At 70.9% G+C, this 16,997-nt stretch carries 15 protein-coding genes; 2 read left to right on the top strand and 13 right to left on the bottom strand.

What is annotated here, in order from left to right:
* Positions 1–13: 13 nt before the first annotated feature.
* The 5 genes from rpsD to FHS37_RS23055 form a co-directional block, all read right to left on the bottom strand.
* A complete protein-coding gene (gene rpsD / locus FHS37_RS23035; RefSeq protein WP_019523761.1) occupies positions 14–628 on the bottom strand; it encodes a 30S ribosomal protein S4 in 615 nt (204 codons plus the stop codon).
* Positions 629–929: 301 nt separating this feature from the next.
* A complete protein-coding gene (locus FHS37_RS23040; RefSeq protein ID WP_184824332.1) occupies positions 930–2,285 on the bottom strand; it encodes a replication-associated recombination protein A in 1,356 nt (451 codons plus the stop codon).
* Positions 2,286–2,329: 44 nt separating this feature from the next.
* Positions 2,330–3,001, bottom strand: coding sequence for a vitamin K epoxide reductase family protein (locus FHS37_RS23045; protein ID WP_184824334.1), 672 nt, complete (start codon positions 2,999–3,001; stop codon positions 2,330–2,332).
* Positions 3,002–3,205: 204 nt separating this feature from the next.
* Entirely contained in the window at positions 3,206–4,468 is a 1,263-nt protein-coding gene (gene hisS, locus FHS37_RS23050; RefSeq protein ID WP_184824336.1) for a histidine--tRNA ligase, read from the bottom strand.
* Between the two features lie 13 nt (positions 4,469–4,481).
* A complete protein-coding gene (locus FHS37_RS23055; RefSeq protein WP_184824338.1) occupies positions 4,482–5,189 on the bottom strand; it encodes an MBL fold metallo-hydrolase in 708 nt (235 codons plus the stop codon).
* Positions 5,190–5,373: 184 nt separating this feature from the next.
* On the opposite strand from FHS37_RS23055, the gene FHS37_RS23060 reads away from it, so the two are divergent.
* Together FHS37_RS23060 and FHS37_RS23065 are read left to right on the top strand one after the other, a co-directional pair.
* The gene (locus FHS37_RS23060; protein WP_184824340.1) at positions 5,374–6,195 is read left to right on the top strand and encodes a peptidylprolyl isomerase; all 822 of its coding nucleotides are present in this window, start codon (positions 5,374–5,376) and stop codon (positions 6,193–6,195) included.
* Between the two features lie 138 nt (positions 6,196–6,333).
* Complete coding sequence (locus tag FHS37_RS23065) at positions 6,334–7,563, top strand: DUF349 domain-containing protein (RefSeq protein ID WP_184824341.1); 1,230 nt, start codon at positions 6,334–6,336, stop codon at positions 7,561–7,563.
* 63 nt (positions 7,564–7,626) lie between these two features.
* On the opposite strand, the gene relA is transcribed toward FHS37_RS23065, so the two are convergent.
* The 8 genes from relA to ruvC form a co-directional block, all read right to left on the bottom strand.
* Positions 7,627–10,191, bottom strand: coding sequence for a GTP pyrophosphokinase (relA, locus tag FHS37_RS23070; RefSeq protein WP_184824343.1), 2,565 nt, complete (start codon positions 10,189–10,191; stop codon positions 7,627–7,629).
* A gap of 191 nt (positions 10,192–10,382) precedes the next feature.
* Positions 10,383–10,922, bottom strand: a complete 540-nt coding sequence (locus FHS37_RS23075; protein WP_184824344.1) for an adenine phosphoribosyltransferase — start codon at positions 10,920–10,922, stop codon at positions 10,383–10,385.
* Positions 10,919–12,034: a protein translocase subunit SecF gene (gene secF, locus FHS37_RS23080; protein WP_184824346.1), complete on the bottom strand. Its 1,116-nt coding sequence runs from the start codon at positions 12,032–12,034 to the stop codon at positions 10,919–10,921. Before secF ends, FHS37_RS23075 begins: the two co-directional genes overlap by 4 nt.
* Position 12,035: 1 nt before the next feature.
* Entirely contained in the window at positions 12,036–13,826 is a 1,791-nt protein-coding gene (gene secD / locus FHS37_RS23085; RefSeq protein WP_184824348.1) for a protein translocase subunit SecD, read from the bottom strand.
* 133 nt (positions 13,827–13,959) lie between these two features.
* The gene (gene yajC / locus FHS37_RS23090; RefSeq protein ID WP_268254580.1) at positions 13,960–14,448 is read right to left on the bottom strand and encodes a preprotein translocase subunit YajC; all 489 of its coding nucleotides are present in this window, start codon (positions 14,446–14,448) and stop codon (positions 13,960–13,962) included.
* 163 nt (positions 14,449–14,611) lie between these two features.
* Complete coding sequence (gene ruvB, locus FHS37_RS23095) at positions 14,612–15,682, bottom strand: Holliday junction branch migration DNA helicase RuvB (RefSeq protein ID WP_184824352.1); 1,071 nt, start codon at positions 15,680–15,682, stop codon at positions 14,612–14,614.
* Positions 15,683–15,745: 63 nt separating this feature from the next.
* Entirely contained in the window at positions 15,746–16,351 is a 606-nt protein-coding gene (gene ruvA, locus FHS37_RS23100) for a Holliday junction branch migration protein RuvA (RefSeq protein ID WP_184824354.1), read from the bottom strand.
* Positions 16,348–16,887, bottom strand: a complete 540-nt coding sequence (gene ruvC, locus FHS37_RS23105) for a crossover junction endodeoxyribonuclease RuvC (RefSeq protein ID WP_184824356.1) — start codon at positions 16,885–16,887, stop codon at positions 16,348–16,350. The genes ruvA and ruvC overlap by 4 nt, the downstream gene beginning before the upstream one ends.
* Between the last annotated feature and the right edge of the window lie 110 nt (positions 16,888–16,997).

Consider the following 16,997-nt stretch of genomic DNA (forward strand, 5'->3'; position numbering starts at 1 on the left):
GTGCCTGCCGGGGTCAGCGGGCGTAGTACTCGACGACGAGCTGCTCGTCGCAGATCACCGGGATCTCCTTGCGGTTCGGCTCGCGGTCCAGGCGGAACGCCAGGGCCTTGAGGTTCACCTGCAGGTAGCGCGGGATCTCACCGTCGGGGGCGAAGCCGCCCTCACGAGCGATCGTGAAGAGGGTCTTCTCCTTGCTGCGCTCGCGGACCTCCACGACGTCGTCCGGGCGGACGCGGAAGGAGGGCTTGTCGACCTTCTTGCCGTTGACCTGGATGTGGCCGTGGGTGACCATCTGGCGGGCCTGGTAGATCGTGCGGGCGATGCCCGAACGCAGGACCAGCGCGTCGAGACGGCGCTCGAGCTCGATGACGAGGGCCTCGCCCGTCTTCATCGACGTCTTGGAGGCACGCTCGTAGGCACGGACGAGCTGGCGCTCGGAGAGGTCGTACTGCGCGCGCAGGCGCTGCTTCTCCAGCAGACGGACCTTGTAGTCCGAGTTCTGCTTGCGGCCGCGGCCGTGCTCACCCGGCGGGTAGGGGCGGGCCTCGAAGTACTTGACGGCCTTCGGGGTCAGCGCGATGCCGAGGGCACGCGACTTCTTGACCTTGGGGCGGGACTGGTTCGCCACTTCTCTTCCTTTTCCTTTTCGGCTGCCTCAGGGTTACGGGAGGTCGCATCCGCAGCCGGGGAATTCCTGACGGGCCCGCGAGGGACGTGTCAGGCAGCCGCTCCCCTGGTCTGGGCACATACGTGCAGCACACGAACGGCCCACCGACCGCTCCCGGGACTACGGGTGGTGGTGGGCTGCCCGCGACACCTACGACGGTGCGCGACGCTCCTGGATCGAAGGATCCGGCTGGATGTCCCGCCTGAGGCGCCGACCGGAGCCGGACACGGGACGCAGCACTCCGGGTAAGTCTACAGGGCGTTCAGGGCCGCTTCCGACCGAGGTGCTTCCTGGTCCACTCCACGGCGTCCGCGTACCGGGCCTCGGCGCCGTGCCGGGTGGGTTCGTAGTACTGCCGGTCCTTGAGGGCGTCCGGGGCGTACTGCTGTGCGGCGATGCCCTCGGGCAGGTCGTGGGGGTAGACGTATCCCTGGGCGTGCCCCAGCTTGGCCGCGCCCTTGTAGTGCCCGTCGCGCAGGTGCGGCGGCACGGGGCCGGCCAGGCCCTTGCGCACGTCGTCGAGGGCGGCGCCGATCGCGGTGGTGGCCGCGTTGGACTTGGGGGCCAGGGCGAGGGCGATGGTGGCGTGGCTGAGGGTGAGGGCGGCCTCGGGGAAGCCGATCATGGCGACGGCCTGGGCGGCGGCGACCGCGATCGGCAGGGCGTTCGGGTCGGCGAGCCCGATGTCCTCGCTGGCGGAGATCATCAGGCGGCGGGCGATGAAGCGGGGATCCTCGCCGGCCTCGATCATCCGGGCCAGGTAGTGCAGGGCGGCGTCCACGTCGGAGCCGCGGATGGACTTGATCAGGGCGCTGGCGACGTCGTAGTGCTGGTCGCCGCTGCGGTCGTACTTCACCGCGGCCCGGTCGACCGTCTCCTCCAGGGTGGTCAGGGCGATCTCCGCCTCGCCCTTGTCGAGCGCGGCCCCGGCGGCGGCCTCCAGGGCGGTCAGCGCGCGGCGGGCGTCGCCGCCGGCGATGCGCAGGAGGTGGCTCTCGGTGTCCTCGGGGAGGGTGACGGCGCCGTCCAGGCCGCGCTCGTCGGTGAGGGCCCGCTTCAGCAGGCCCCGGACGTCGTCGTCGGTGAGGGGTTCGAGCGTGAGCAGGAGGGACCGGGACAGCAGCGGGGAGATGACCGAGAAGTAGGGGTTCTCGGTGGTCGCGGCGATCAGGGTGACCCAGCGGTTCTCCACGGCGGGCAGCAGGGAGTCCTGCTGGGCCTTGCTGAAGCGGTGGATCTCGTCGAGGAAGAGGACGGTCTCCTGGCCGTACCCGCCGGAGGCGCGGCGGGCGCCGTCGATGACCGCGCGGACCTCCTTGACGCCCGCGGTGATCGCGGACAGCTCGACGAAGCGCTTGTTGGTGGCCTTGGAGACCACGTAGGCCAGGGTCGTCTTGCCGGTGCCGGGCGGACCCCAGAGGATCACCGAGGAGGGTCCCGCGGGGCCCGAGGCCCCTTCGCCGACCAGTCTGCGCAGGGGGGAGCCCGGCTTCAGCAGGTGCTGCTGGCCCACCACCTCGTCGAGGGTGCGCGGGCGCATCCGGACCGCCAGGGGGCTGCCGGTCGGGTCCTTCTCCTGGCGTTCTTCTGCTGCGGCGGTGAACAGGTCGGGCTCCACGCCTGAAACCCTAAATCACCGCACCGACAGCCCCGCGGGGCGCCTCAGCCGGTCCAGAAGTCCCACCAGCGGGTCAGGACCAGCATGCCGATGATGCCGATGTGCAGGACCGGCGGCACCCAGGTGAACTCGCCGAAGAAGCCCTTCAGCCAGCCCGGGGCGGGCAGGAACCCCTGGCGGACGTTGAACGACGTCACGTACCAGAACATGATGATCGTGGCGACCCAGGCCAGGCAGCACCACAGGCACAGCGCGTTGATCCGGTACAGGGACTGGAACATGAGCCAGGCGCAGAAGACCGTGCCGAAGAGCGTGCCGGCGTTGAAGGTGAGCCAGTACCAGCGCGGGAAGCGGGCCCCGGCGAGCAGGCTCACGCCGACGCAGACGACGATGCCGTAGGTGACGAGGCCGAGCATCGGGTTGGGGAAGCCGAAGACGGAGGCCTGGTCGCTCTCCATCACGCTGCCGCAGGAGACGACGGGGTTGAGGCTGCATCCGGGGACGAAGGTCTCGCCCTTGACCTTGGCCTCGAGCAGCTTGAACTTGTCGAGCGTGATCACCCAGGCGGCGAGCACACCGGCCGCACCGGTGATCACCAGGAGCAGGGCGAGGGCCCGGCCGCTCCCCTCGGTGCGCCGCGCGGGGGCGCGCTCCGGCGAGTGCGAGCGCGGGGATTCGGGCTCCATGGCGACGTCCTTGACTGTCGTCTTGCTCATCACGCCGATTCCGTCACTAGAGAGTGTGGACCTGCTTCGGGCAGGGCCATTGTGCCGCACGGGACTGTGCGTGCACCGTCCGCCGGGCACAAGGACATACGCGTGGTCGCCCGTGGGCGTTCGGTTCCGGCCGACACGCGTTCGAGGGGGGCTCGCACGAGCGGACCCGTGCGCGCCCCCGCCGACCGCGGACCCGGGGAACGGCTAGCCGAGCCGTGACTCCAGCTCCGCCACGATCTCGTTGACGCCGACCGACGTCTGCTCACCGGACTCCATGTCCTTGAGCTGGACGACGCCCTCGGCGAGGTCGCGTTCGCCCAGGACCAGGGCGTAACGGGCGCCCGAGCGGTTGGCCGCCTTCATCGCGGCCTTCAGCCCCTTGCCGCCGTAGGAGAAGTCGGCGGCGACGCCGTTCTTGCGCAGCTCGGTGACCTTCGCGAACAGCACCCGGCGGGCCTCCTCGCCGAGCGGGACCGCGAACACGCTGGTGGTGGCGGGCAGTTCGAGCTCGACGCCCTCCGCCTCCAGGGCCAGCACGGTGCGGTCGACGCCGAGGGCCCAGCCGACGGACGGCAGCGCGGGGCCGCCGATCATCTCGGACAGGCCGTCGTAGCGGCCGCCGCCGCCCACGGCGGACTGGGAGCCGAGACCGTCGTGGACGAACTCGAAGGTGGTCCGCGTGTAGTAGTCCAGGCCGCGCACCAGCTTGGGGTCGTCCTCGAAGGCCACCCCCGCAGCCGTGATCAGCTCCCGGACCTCCTCGTGGTACGCCTTGCAGGCGTCGCAGAGGTAGTCGCGCAGCAGGGGGGCGCCGGTCAGCTGCTTCTGCACCGACTCGCGCTTGTCGTCCAGGACGCGCAGCGGGTTGATCTCCGCCCGGCGCAGGGTGTCCTCGTCCAGGTCCAGGCCGCGCAGGAAGTCCTGGAGCGCGGCCCGGTACACCGGGCGGCACTCCTTGTCACCGAGGCTGTTGAGCAGGATCCGGAAGTTCCGCAGGCCCAGGGAGCGGTACGCCTGGTCGGCCAGGATGATCAGCTCCGCGTCCAGCGCCGGGTCCTCCGCGCCGATCGCCTCGGCGCCGACCTGGGAGAAGTGACGGTAGCGGCCCTTCTGGGGGCGCTCGTAGCGGTAGTACGAGCCGGAGTACCAGAGCTTGACCGGGAGGTTGCCCGCCTTGTGCAGGTTGGCCTCCAGGGCGGCGCGCAGCACGGAGGCGGTGCCCTCGGGGCGCAGGGCGAGCCTGTCGCCGCCCTTGGTCTCGAAGGCGTACATCTCCTTGGTGACGATGTCGGTGGACTCGCCGACGCCGCGCGCGAACAGCTCGACGTTCTCGAAGCCGGGCGTCTCGATGTAGCCGTAGCCGGAGTTGCGCAGCGGGGCGGCGATCGCCTCGCGGACGGCCAGGTACTTGGCGGAGTCCGGCGGCAGCAGGTCGTACGTGCCCTTGGGGGCCTTGTAGGTGCTCACGGAAGTAATCTCGTCACATTCCTCGTCGGGGAGCCTCCTGGGCTCCCGGGCCGGCCGCCACCTGCCGCAGATACGGGTTGGTGGCGCGCTCCTGGCCGATGGTCGTCTGGGGGCCGTGGCCGGACAGCACCACGGTCGAGTCGTCGAGCGGCAGGCACACGCGGGCCAGCGAGTCGAGCATCTCGGCCATGTCACCGCCGGGCAGGTCGGTGCGTCCGATGGAGCCGGCGAACAGCAGGTCGCCCGAGAAGAGGACCGGCGGGATGTCCGCCGCCTCGGGCAGGCCGAAGGTCACCGACCCCTTGGTATGGCCCGGCGCGTGCGCGACCGTCAGCTCCAGGCCCGCCAGCTCCAGCTTCGTGCCGTCGGTCAGCTCCTTGACGTCGTCCGGCTCCCCGACGGTCAGCTCGCCCATGAGCGGCATGCCGATGGCGCGGCCTATCCCCTTCTCGGGGTCGCTCATCATGTAGCGGTCCTCGGGGTGGATCCAGGCCGGTACGTCGTGCGCCCCGCAGACCGGGACGACCGAGGCGACGTGGTCGATGTGGCCGTGGGTGAGGACGACGGCGACGGGCTTGAGCCGATGCTTCCGGACCGCCTCCTCCACTCCGGGGGCGGCCTGGTGGCCGGGGTCGATGATCACGCACTCCTCACCGGCGGCGGGGGCGACGAGATAACAGTTCGTCCCCCAGGCCCCGGCGGGGAACCCGGCAATGAGCACGATCGTCCTTCGTTTGTGTCGGTACGGGAGGCTTGCGACGGGGCTGCGCCCGTGGTCAGAGCCTACCGGCGCTGCCGATTCCTCAGCGAACCCATATACGGTACGGGGCACACGCAGGCGGTCGGCTCACCGCACGCACGCACGCGTACCGGCCGGCACACGAGACGCATGAGGAGAGAACCCGGTGGTCAGCCAGGAACAGCGGCGGCGTCAGCTCGCCCGGGAGAAGTTCTTGCGGCAGCAGCAGCGTCGCACCGAGGCGCGGCGCAAGGCGCGGATGCGCAACTCGGTGATCGCTTCCGTGCTCGGTGTGGTCCTGATCGGCAGCGTCGCGCTGTACACGACCGGGGCGCTCGAGCAGGACGACGACCAGGCCAACGCGAGCGCGGAGGTCACTCCGAGCGCGTCGGCCCCGAGCAAGGCGCCGGACCCGTGCGACAAGCCGGCGAAGGGCGAGCCCAAGTCGGAGACCTGGAAGAAGGAGCCGGCGATGTCCATCGACAAGTCGGCGAAGTACACCCTGAAGCTCGACACGACCTGCGGCGAGATAGACGTGGCCCTGAAGGCGTCGGCGGCGCCGCACACCGTCAACTCGTTCGACTTCCTCGCCGGCAAGGGCTACTTCGACCACACCAAGTGCCACCGGCTGACCACCAACGGCATCTACGTGCTGCAGTGCGGTGACCCGACGGGCACCGGCACCGGCGGTCCCGGCTACACGATCCCGGACGAGAACCTGAAGGACAAGAGCCTGAAGGACAACGTCTACCCGGCGGGCACGGTCGCGATGGCCAACACCGGGCAGAAGGACAGTGGCGGCAGCCAGTTCTTCCTGGTCTACCAGGACAGCCAGCTCCCGCCCAGCTACACACCGTTCGGTACCGTCTCGGAGGCCGGCATGAAGGTGCTGAAGAAGATCGCCGACGCCGGGGAGGGCACCGGGATGGGTGACGGGGCGCCCAACGCGACGGTCGTCATCGACAAGGCGACCGTCACCGAATCCTGACCCTCAACTGCGAAATTTCGGTCGCGCGGGATGCGGACAGGCGTCCCGTCGGTCGCCTATGTTGGCCGTGACGAAACTGTGGACGATGCCCGGGGGAGCTCGCAGGCCCCCTCGACGGCATCATGTGGAGGAGGCGCTGTGAGCAGCGACCCGTGGGGCCGCGTCGACGAGACGGGGACCGTGTACGTGCGTACGGCCGACGGCGAGAAGGTCGTCGGTTCCTGGCAGGCCGGCTCTCCCGAGGAGGCGCTGGCCTACTTCGAGCGCAAGTACGAGGGCCTGGTTGTCGAGATCGGCCTCCTCGAGAAGCGAGTGAAGACCACCGACCTGTCGTCCAAGGACGCGCTGACCGCGATCGAGCACCTGCGGGAGCAGGTCGACGCCCACCACGCGGTCGGTGACCTGGACGCCCTCGGCAAGCGGCTGGACAAGCTCGTGGAGCTGGTGGAGGCGCGTCGCGAGGAGCGCAAGGCGCAGCGGGCCCGGCAGTCCGACGAGGCGCGCCGGGCCAAGGAGGCGCTGGTCGTCGAGGCGGAGGAGCTGGCGCAGTCCGACCAGTGGCGGGCCGCCGGTGAGCGGCTGCGGGCCCTGGTGGACACCTGGAAGGGCCTGCCGCGGCTGGACCGGAAGTCCGACGACGAGCTGTGGCACCGGTTCTCGCACGCGCGGTCGGCGTTCTCCAAGCGGCGCAAGCAGCACTTCGCGCAGCTGGACGCGCAGCGCGAGGAGGCCCGCCGGACCAAGGAACGGCTGGTGGCCGAGGCCGAGTCGCTGTCGGACTCGACGGACTGGGGGCCGACCGCGGCGCGCTACCGCGAGCTGATGACGGAGTGGAAGGCCGCGGGCCGCGCCCAGCGCGAGCACGAGGAGGACCTGTGGAACCGCTTCCGCGGCGCCCAGGACGTCTTCTTCGCCGCCCGCAGCTCGGTGTTCGCCGAGCGTGACGCGGAGCAGGCCGAGAACCTCAAGCTCAAGGAGGAGCTGGCCGGGGAGGCCGAGAAGCTCCTGCCGATCACGGACCTGAAGGCCGCGCGGGCCGCGTTCCGCGCGATCAACGAGCGCTGGGAGGCCATCGGTCACGTGCCGCGGGACGCCCGCCCGAGGGTCGAGGGCCGGATGCACGCCGTGGAGCGCGCCCTGCAGGAGGCCGAGGAGGCCGAGTGGCGCCGGACGAACCCGGAGGCACGCGCGCGTGCCGCGGGTCTGACCGGTCAGCTCCAGGCCGCCGTGGACAGGCTGAAGGGCCAGATCGAGCAGGCCCGGGCGCAGGGCAACACCGCCAAGGCGGAGAAGCTGGAGCGGGAGCTGGAGGGCCGCCAGGCCCTGCTGGACCAGGCGCTGAAGGGCCTGCAGGAGTTCGGCGGCTGACGCACGGCCGACGAAGGGGCTCCCGTACTCGGTACGGGAGCCCCTTCGTCGTCGTACGCGGCCCTACGACCGGTTGCGGGCCGACGTCACGCGGTAGACGTCGTAGACGCCCTCCACGCCCCGTACGGCCTTCAGGACGTGTCCGAGGTGCTTGGGGTCGCCCATCTCGAAGGTGAAGCGGGAGGTCGCCACGCGGTCGCGGGAGGTCTGGACGGCCGCGGAGAGGATGTTGACGTGCTGGTCGGACAGCACGCGCGTGACGTCCGAGAGCAGCCGGGAGCGGTCCAGGGCCTCGACCTGGATGGCGACCAGGAAGACGGAGGACTGGGTGGGCGCCCACTCGACCTCGAGGATGCGCTCGGGCTCGCGGGAGAGCGAGTCGACGTTCACGCAGTCGCTGCGGTGCACCGACACTCCGCTGCCGCGGGTCACGAAGCCGATGATCGGGTCGCCGGGGACCGGCGTGCAGCAGCGGGCCAGCTTGACCCACACGTCCTCGACGCCCTTGACGATCACGCCGGGGTCGGAGCTGGAGCGGCGCTTGCGGCCGCGGCCGCGGGCCGGCGGGACCGCCTCGTCGATCTCCTCGGTGGCCGCCTCCTCGCCGCCGAGGGCCTGGACCAGCTTCTGCACGATGTTCTGCGCGGAGACGTGGCCCTCGCCGATCGCCGCGTACAGCGCGGAGATGTCCGAGTAGCGCATCTCGTGCGCGAGCGTGACCAGCGAGTCGCCGGTGAGGATGCGCTGGATCGGCAGGTTCTGCTTGCGCATCGCGCGGACGATGGCGTCCTTGCCGTGCTCGATCGCCTCGTCGCGGCGCTCCTTGGAGAACCAGGCGCGGATCTTGTTGCGGGCGCGCGGCGACTTCACGAAGCCGAGCCAGTCGCGGGAGGGGCCCGCGCCGGCCGCCTTGGAGGTGAAGACCTCCACCAGGTCACCGTTGTCGAGGGTGGATTCGAGCGGTACGAGGCGGCCGTTGACCCGCGCCCCTATGGTGCGGTGGCCGACCTCGGTGTGGACCGCGTACGCGAAGTCGACCGGCGTGGCACCGGCCGGGAGCGCTATGACGTCGCCCTTGGGGGTGAAGACGAAGACCTCGTTGCGGGACAGGTCGAAGCGCAGCGACTCCAGGAACTCGCCGGGGTCCTCGGTCTCCTTCTGCCAGTCCAGGAGCTGCCGCAGCCACGCCATGTCGTTGATGGCGTCCTTGTCCTTGCCGGACGACTTGGGCGCGTCGGTGCGGATCTTGGAGGCGCCGGCGACGGCCTCCTGCTTGTACTTCCAGTGCGCGGCGATGCCGTACTCGGCGCGGCGGTGCATGTCGAACGTGCGGATCTGCAGCTCCACGGGCTTGCCGCCGGGGCCGATGACCGTCGTGTGCAGCGACTGGTACATGTTGAACTTCGGCATCGCGATGTAGTCCTTGAACCGGCCGGGGACCGGGTTCCACCGCGCGTGCACGGTGCCGAGCGCCGCGTAGCAGTCGCGGACGGTGTCCACGAGGACGCGGATGCCCACCAGGTCGTAGATCTCCGCGAAGTCGCGGCCGCGGACGATCATCTTCTGGTAGACGCTGTAGTAGTGCTTGGGGCGGCCGGTGACGGTGGCCTTGATGCGGGCCGCCCGCAGGTCCTGCTGCACCTCGTCGGTGACGATGGCGAGGTACTCGTCGCGCTTGGGCGCGCGCTCGGCGACCAGGCGGACGATCTCGTCGTACATCTTGGGGTAGAGGATCGCGAAGGCGAGGTCCTCCAGCTCCCACTTGATGGTGTTCATGCCCAGGCGGTGGGCGAGCGGCGCGTAGATCTCCAGGGTCTCGCGCGCCTTCTTCTCCTGCTTCTCGCGCTTGAGGTAGCGCATGGTGCGCATGTTGTGCAGGCGGTCGGCGAGCTTGATGACCAGGACCCGGGGGTCCTTGGCCATGGCGACGACCATCTTGCGCACGGTCTCGGCCTGCGCGGCCTCGCCGAACTTGACCTTGTCCAGCTTGGTGACGCCGTCGACGAGGAGGGTGACCACGTCGCCGAAGTCGCGGCGCAGGTCCTCCAGGCCGTACTCGGTGTCCTCGACGGTGTCGTGCAGCAGTCCGGCCATCAGCGTGGCCGGGTCCATGCCCAGCTCGGCGAGGATGGTGGTGACGGCGAGGGGGTGCGTGATGTACGGGTCGCCGCTCTTGCGCTTCTGGCCGCGGTGCCAGCGCTCGGCGACCTGGTAGGCCTTCTCGATCTGGCGGAGCGTGGCGTTCTCGATCTTGGGGTCGTTGCTGCGCACGATCCGCAGCAGCGGCTCCAGCACCGGGTTGTACGGGTTCGCGCGCTGGACGCCGAGCCGGGCGAGACGGGCGCGGACGCGGTTGGAGGAGCCGGAGCGGGCGGGCTGGCCGGTGTTCGGGCGGACCACGGGGGCGCCGCGCTCGGACGACGGGGATCCCCCCGCTCGGGCCGAGTCGGGAGCGGGGGACGGCTTCGGGCGCGGCTGCTCGGGCTTGTCGGCGGGGGCGGCCTGGGCGTGCTGGACCGGCCCGCGGGTGTCGTTCTTCGCCTGCGGCGCGCTCGGCGCGGGCTTGGCCACGGCCGCCGAGGCGGACTCGGGCTTGGCGGCGGTCAGGTGCTGGGCCTCGTCTGGCAAGAGGGCTCCTCGTGCGCGATCCGGGTCCCCCGGTCAGGCTCCGGAGACCCCATGGTAGCGATCCCGTGCCTTCCGATCGCCTTCGGAACGGTGTGAGGACCGTCTACCCGGGAAACGCACGGGGCGGACACCGGATTCCTCCGGGTCCGCCCGTGTGTGACGAGGACTCCTCCGCCGGTGCCGGCGGCCGGTCAGACGGTGAGCAGCGCCTCCAGCGGTGCGCCCGCCAGGGCCGGTTCCAGACGGGCACGGCCCCCGAGGAAGCCCAGCTCCATCAGCACGGCGAGGCCCGCGACCTCGGCACCCGCCCTGCGGATGAGCTGGAGCGACGCCTCGGCGGTGCCTCCGGTGGCGAGGACGTCGTCGACCACCAGGACGCGGTCGTCCCCGGAGAGGTCCTCCGCGTGCACCTCGATCTCGGCGGACCCGTACTCCAGGTCGTACGCCTGGCTGAGGGTGGCTCCGGGGAGCTTGCCCGCCTTGCGTACGGGGATGAAGCCGAGGCCCGCGCGGACGGCGACCGGGGCGGCGAGGATGAAGCCCCGGGCCTCCAGGCCGACGACCTTCGTGGCACCGGTGCGCTCGGCGGTCCGGGCCAGGGCGTCGGTGAGCGCGGTGAACGCCGCCGGGTCCGCCAGGAGCGGGGTGATGTCCTTGAACACCACGCCCGGCTCCGGGTAGTCCGCCACGTCCCGGATACGGCTGAGCAGCAGCTCCTCGATGTCGGTCATCGGCGCTTCCCCTGGGTCCGGCCCCGGCCGCGGCCGCGCGACGCGGGCTGGCTGCGCGGACCGACGACGGCGGGGGCGGCCTCTTCGTCGTCGTACGCGTCGTCGTCGGTGACCGGGGCATCCCGGAGCTCGTCCTCGGCCGCGCCGTGCGCCCGCTTGGCCAGGACGCGCTTCCTGAGGGTCTTCATCCCCGGCTCGAGCTCCTTGAGGTCGGCGACGAGCGGGGTGGCGATGAAGATCGAGGAGTACGCACCGGCGGCGAGGCCGACGAACAGCGACAGGGAGATGTCGTTCAGCATGCCGGCGCCGAGGACGCCGCCGCCGATGAACAGCAGGCCCGCCACCGGCAGCAGCGCGACCACCGTGGTGTTGATGGAGCGGACCAGGGTGCTGTTGATGGAGCGGTTGGCGATCTCGCTGTAGGTCCAGCGGGTCTGTTTGGTGATGTCCCTGGTCTGTTCCTTCAGGCTGTCGAAGACGACGACCGTGTCGTAGAGCGAGTAACCGAGGATGGTCAGCAGACCGATCACCGTGCCCGGCGTGACCTCGAAGCCGACGAGGGCGTAGATGCCGACGGTGATGGTGATGTCGTGGATCAGCGCGACGAACGCGGCGACCGCCATGCGCCATTCGAAGGCGATCGCCAGGTAGATCACGACCAGGACCATGAAGATGCCGAGGCCCTGCCATGCCTTGTTGGCGATCTGCTCGCCCCAGCTGGGGCCGACGAGTTCGGCGTTGATCTGCTCGGCGTCGACCCCGAGGTCGTCGGCGAGCTCGTCCTTGATCTTGTCCGAGGTGCCGGTGTCGATGCCCGCGACCTGGATGCGCAGGCTGCCGTCGCCGAGCTTCTGGACGATGGCGTCGTGGCCGGAGGCGTCCTCCGCGTACTCCTCGGCGGTGGCGACCGAGACGCTCGTGTTCTTCGGGGTGGTGAAGACCGCTCCGCCCTGGAACTCGATGCCCATGTGCAGGCCCCTCACCGCCAGGCCGACGATGGCCGTGATGGTGATCAGGATGGAGATGCCGTACCAGATCTTGCGGTTCTTGACGAAGTCGTAGCCGATCTCGCCGTGGTGCAGTCGGGCGCCGAGGGTGCCGAGCTTCGACATCTCAGAACTCCTTCGTCTCGACGGGGCCGGCGGCGGCCGGGACGGGGCGGCGGGTGCGGCGCAGCGGCGGCTTGGCGCCCAGGGCCTTCGGATCGAGGCCGGACCACTTGTGACCGCTCGCGAAGAACTTCCGCCGGGCCATCAGCGTCAGCAGCGGCTTGGTGAAGAGGAACACCACCACGACGTCGAGCACGGTGGTCAGGCCGAGCGTGAACGCGAAGCCCTGGACCTTGCCGACGGTGACGACGAAGAGCACCGCGGCGGCGAGGAACGACACGAAGTCGGAGACCAGGATGGTGCGCCGGGCACGCGGCCAGGCCCGCTCCACGGCGGGGCGCAGGCTGCGGCCCTCGCGGATCTCGTCCCGGACCCGTTCGAAGTACACGATGAACGAGTCCGCCGTGATGCCGATCGCCACGATCGCGCCGCACACGGCCGGCAGGTTCAGCGCGAAGCCGATGGCCGGGCCGAGCAGCGACATGATCACGTAGGTCAGTGCGGCGGACACCATCAGCGAGAGGATCGCGATGAAGGACAGACCGCGGTAGTACACCAGCAGGTAGATGATGACCAGCGCGAGGCCGATGGCGCCGGCGATCAGGCCGGCCTGCAGCTGCTCGCCGCCGAGTGCGGCGGTGACGGTGGTGACGCTGTCCTCGCGGAAGGTCAGCGGCAGGGCGCCGTAGGACAGCATGTTGGCCAGTTCCTGGGCCGACTGCTGGGTGAAGTTGCCGGAGATCTCCGCGTTGCCGCCGGTCAGGGCCTGGCTGACGTACGGGTCGGAGACGACCTCGCCGTCCAGGACGATGGCGAACTGGTTCTGCGGGGACTGGTTCTGGGCCAGCCGGCCGGTGATGTCGGCGAACTTCTTGGCGCCCTTGTCCGAGAACTTCATCGTGACGGTCCAGCCGGCACCGGTCTGCGTGTTCAGGACCGCCTCGGCCTCGTCGACGTCCGTGCCGTCGACCGCGGCGGGGCCGAGGATGTACTTCTGCCACTGGCCCTGGGAGTTCTGGCCGCAGGCGACGGTCGACTCGGAGGCCTTGGCACCGTCACCGGCCTTGGCGCGGACGGACTCCTTGGTGCAGTCGAGCGCGGCGTACTGGGCCTGGAGCTCGCTGTCCGTCTCGCCGGAGGTGCCGCCGGTCGCGGACGGGGAGGGGGCGGCCTCGCCCTCGGCGGAGGCGCTCGCGGAGGCGGAGGGCGTCCCGTCGGCCTTCAGGGCGTCGGTGAGCGCGCGGCCCTGGGTGGTGGAGCTCGCCGACGGGCTGGCGGAGGCGGACGGGGAGGAGCCGTCGGTCGCCTTGTCCGTGGCCTTGTCCTTGCCGGTGTCCTCGCCCGAGGGGCTTCCGGAGGCGCTCGGCGTGGGGGCGGTCCCGCCACCGGCGATTTCGGTGGCGACGACCGGGCGGAAGTAGAGCTTGGCGGTGGTGCCGACCTGGTCCCGGGCCTGCTTGGAGTTCGTGCCCTTGGGAATGTTGACGATGATGTTGCGGGTGCCCTGCGTCTGCACCTCGGCCTCGGAGACGCCAAGACCGTTGACACGGCGCTCCATGATGGAGACCGCGGTGTCCATGTTGGTCTTGTTGATCGCCGACTCCTGGCCGGCCTCCGGCTCCGCGGCGAGCGTGATGCTCGTGCCGCCGGCCAGGTCGATGCCGAGGCGCGGAGTGGTGTGCCCGGTCGCGAACATCCCTCCGGTGAGCGCCACGATGGCGATCATGATCAGGGCCAGCGAGCGCCCGGGCTTGCTCTGGGCGCTCGCCTTCTGTCCCTTTTTGATTGCGGCCACCTTCTCGTACTCCCTCTCGGGCCGCTGCGCACCGGCTCAACCGGTGGCGCGGCCATGACATGGTGTCGGGACTCCGTGCGAGCCGGTCGCGCCCCAGGGCGCGCGGGCCGGGCCCGCGCGCCCTGGGAGACGACTACTTCGCCTCGGAGTCGCCGTCGGTCTTCTTCGGCTGGTCGTCCGCCTGCGCGTCGACGGCCGGCTCGTCGGCCGTGTCCTTCTTGCCGAAGTCGACGGGCTTGTCGTCGGGGGCGGCGGCAGCGTCGGAGGACTCGTCGGTCTCGGTGAGGGAGGAGGCGTCGTCGGGGACGATGTCGGCGTCGGACTTCAGGTCGTGCTCGATGCCGTGGACGATGCGGTTGTACTCGTCGTCGCTCAGGACGGCACCGATCGAGTTCTTGGCGAACAGCAGCTCCACACCCGGTCCGGCGTCGAGGAGGACCGTGTCCTCGTTGACCTCCTTGACCGTGGCGTACATGCCCCCGATCGTGCGGACGCCCGAACCGGGCTGCATCTGGTTCCGCATGTCGATGGCGGCCTGCTGCTTCTTCTTGGCCGAGCGGGTCATCAGGAACATGGCCCCGATGAGCACGATGAACGGGAGGAGGGTCACGAGGCTATTCACGGGACGATTTCCTTCGCACGACCGCGCAGGTGGGCGGCCTGTTGGCTGGGGGTGTGTCTGCCGCCGCGGAAGGGCGGCATCGGCGGAGTCTAAGCGAGTCCGCGCGCAGGGAACAACGCTCAGCATGGCACCCGGGTTCCTGCCCGGGCCAACGCCTCCGCCGTCACGCCCCGAACAAGTCCCCTTGTCCGTTTCCGGGGGCCGGTGAGCGGGGCGGGGTGAGGCCGAGGTGCGCCCATGCCGCCGGGGTGGCGATCCGCCCGCGCGGAGTGCGGGCGAGCAGGCCCTCCCGCACGAGGAAGGGTTCGGCCACCTCCTCCACGGTCTCGCGTTCCTCCCCGACCGCGACGGCGAGCGTGGACAGGCCGACGGGGCCGCCGCCGAACAGCTTGAGCAGGGCCTGGAGCACCGCGCGGTCGAGCCGGTCCAGTCCGCGGGCGTCGACCTCGTAGACCGCGAGGGCCGCCGCGGCGATCTCCTTGGTGATCAGGCCGTCCGCCTTGACCTGCGCGTAGTCGCGGACGCGGCGCAGCAGACGGTTGGCGATCCGGGGCGTGCCGCGGGAGCGGCCGGCGATCTCGGCGGCGCCCTCGGTGTCGATCTCGACGTCGAGGAGGCCCGCCGAGCGGTGGACGACCCGCTCCAGCTCGGCGGGTCCGTAGAACTCCATGTGCGCGGTGAAGCCGAAGCGGTCGCGCAGCGGGGGCGGCAGCAGGCCCGCCCGGGTGGTGGCGCCGACCAGGGTGAAGGGGGGCAGTTCGAGGGGGATGGCGGTGGCGCCGGGGCCCTTGCCGACGATGACGTCGACGCGGAAGTCCTCCATTGCCATGTAGAGCATCTCCTCGGCGGGCCGGGACATGCGGTGGATCTCGTCGAGGAAGAGCACCTCGCCCTCCTGGAGGGAGGAGAGGATCGCCGCGAGGTCGCCGGCGTGCTGGATGGCGGGGCCGGAGGTGATGCGGATGGGGGCGCCCATCTCGGCGGCGATGATCATCGAGAGGGTGGTCTTGCCGAGGCCGGGGGCGCCGGAGAGCAGCACGTGGTCGGCGGTGGCGCCCCGCGCGCGGGCGGCGCGCAGCACGAGGTCGAGCTGCTCGCGGACCTTCTCCTGGCCGATGAACTCGCCCAGGTCCTTGGGGCGCAGGGCGGCCTCGACGGCCTGGTCCTCACGGTCGGCGACAGATCCCACCAGCCGCTCCGCGGCGGGGGTGTCGGTCGTGTCGTCCCAGTTCATTGCTCGTGCCTCGCGGGTCGCGGTCGGATGGGTCGTCGTACGGGGAGCCGGTCGGGGTCCCGGTCAGCGCGCTCTGTTGAGCGTCTGCAGGGCCGCCTTCAGCAGCTGCCCCACCTGCGGGGCGCCCCCGGCCGCCTCGGCCTGCGGGGCCACGGCGGCCACCGCCTCGTCGGCCTCGCGGGTCGCGTACCCGAGGCCGATCAGGGCGGCGTGCAGCTGGTCGCGCCAGCCGGTGGTGACCGGGGCGCCGACGGCCGGTGCGCCGACCGGTTCGCCGAGGCGGTCCTTCAGCTCCAGGAGCAGCTTCTGGGCGCCCTTCTTGCCGATGCCGGGAACGGCGGTGAGTGCCTTCTCGTCGCCGGTCGAGACGGCCCGGCGCAGGGCGTCGGGAGTGTGCACGGCCAGCATGGCCTGGGCGAGGCGGGGGCCGACGCCGCTGGCGGTCTGGAGCAGTTCGAAGATCTGCCGCTCGTCGTCGTCGGCGAAGCCGTAGAGGGTGAGGGAGTCCTCACGGACGACCAGGGACGTGGCCAGCCGGGCCGGCTGTCCGACGCGGAGGCCGGACAGTGTGTTCGGCGTGCACTGGACGGCCATGCCGACGCCTCCCACCTCGACGACCGCGGTGTCGGGGGCGAGGGCGGCGACGGTGCCGCTGACGAAGGCGATCATGCCGTACGGCCTTTCGTTGCATGTGCTGCGTGCAGGGCGACCGCCTGCTGGAGTCGGTTCTGCGCGGGGGCGCGCCAGATGTGGCAGATGGCGAGGGCGAGCGCGTCGGCCGCGTCGGCGGGTCTCGGGGGCTCGGCCAGCCGCAGCAGGCGGGTGACCATGGCGCCGACCTGCGCCTTGTCGGCGCGTCCTGAGCCGGTGACGGCGGCCTTGACCTCGCTGGGGGTGTGCAGGGCGACGGGGATGCCGCGGCGGGAGGCGCACAGCAGGGCGACGGCGCTGGCCTGGGCGGTGCCCATGACCGTGCGGACGTTGTGCTGGCTGAAGACGCGCTCCACGGCCACGTACTCCGGCCGGTGCTCGTCCAGCCACTGTTCGAGGCCCTGCTCGATGGCGACGAGGCGGTGGCCGAGGTCGGCGTCCGCCGGGGTGCGGACGACACCGACCCCGAGCAGGGTGAGCGGCCGCCCTGCGACGCCCTCGACCACGCCGACACCGCACCGGGTCAGTCCCGGGTCCACCCCCAGTACGCGCACGCCCGGCCCTCCCTTTCGATCGCCTGTTTGTGCAGGCTATCGGGTGCCACCGACAACGTGGACAGAGCGACGGGCCGACGGGTGTGCCCCGTCGGCCCGTCGATCCGGCT

This window comes from Streptomyces griseomycini (genome assembly GCF_014203535.1).
Classification (GTDB): domain Bacteria; phylum Actinomycetota; class Actinomycetes; order Streptomycetales; family Streptomycetaceae; genus Streptomyces; species Streptomyces griseomycini.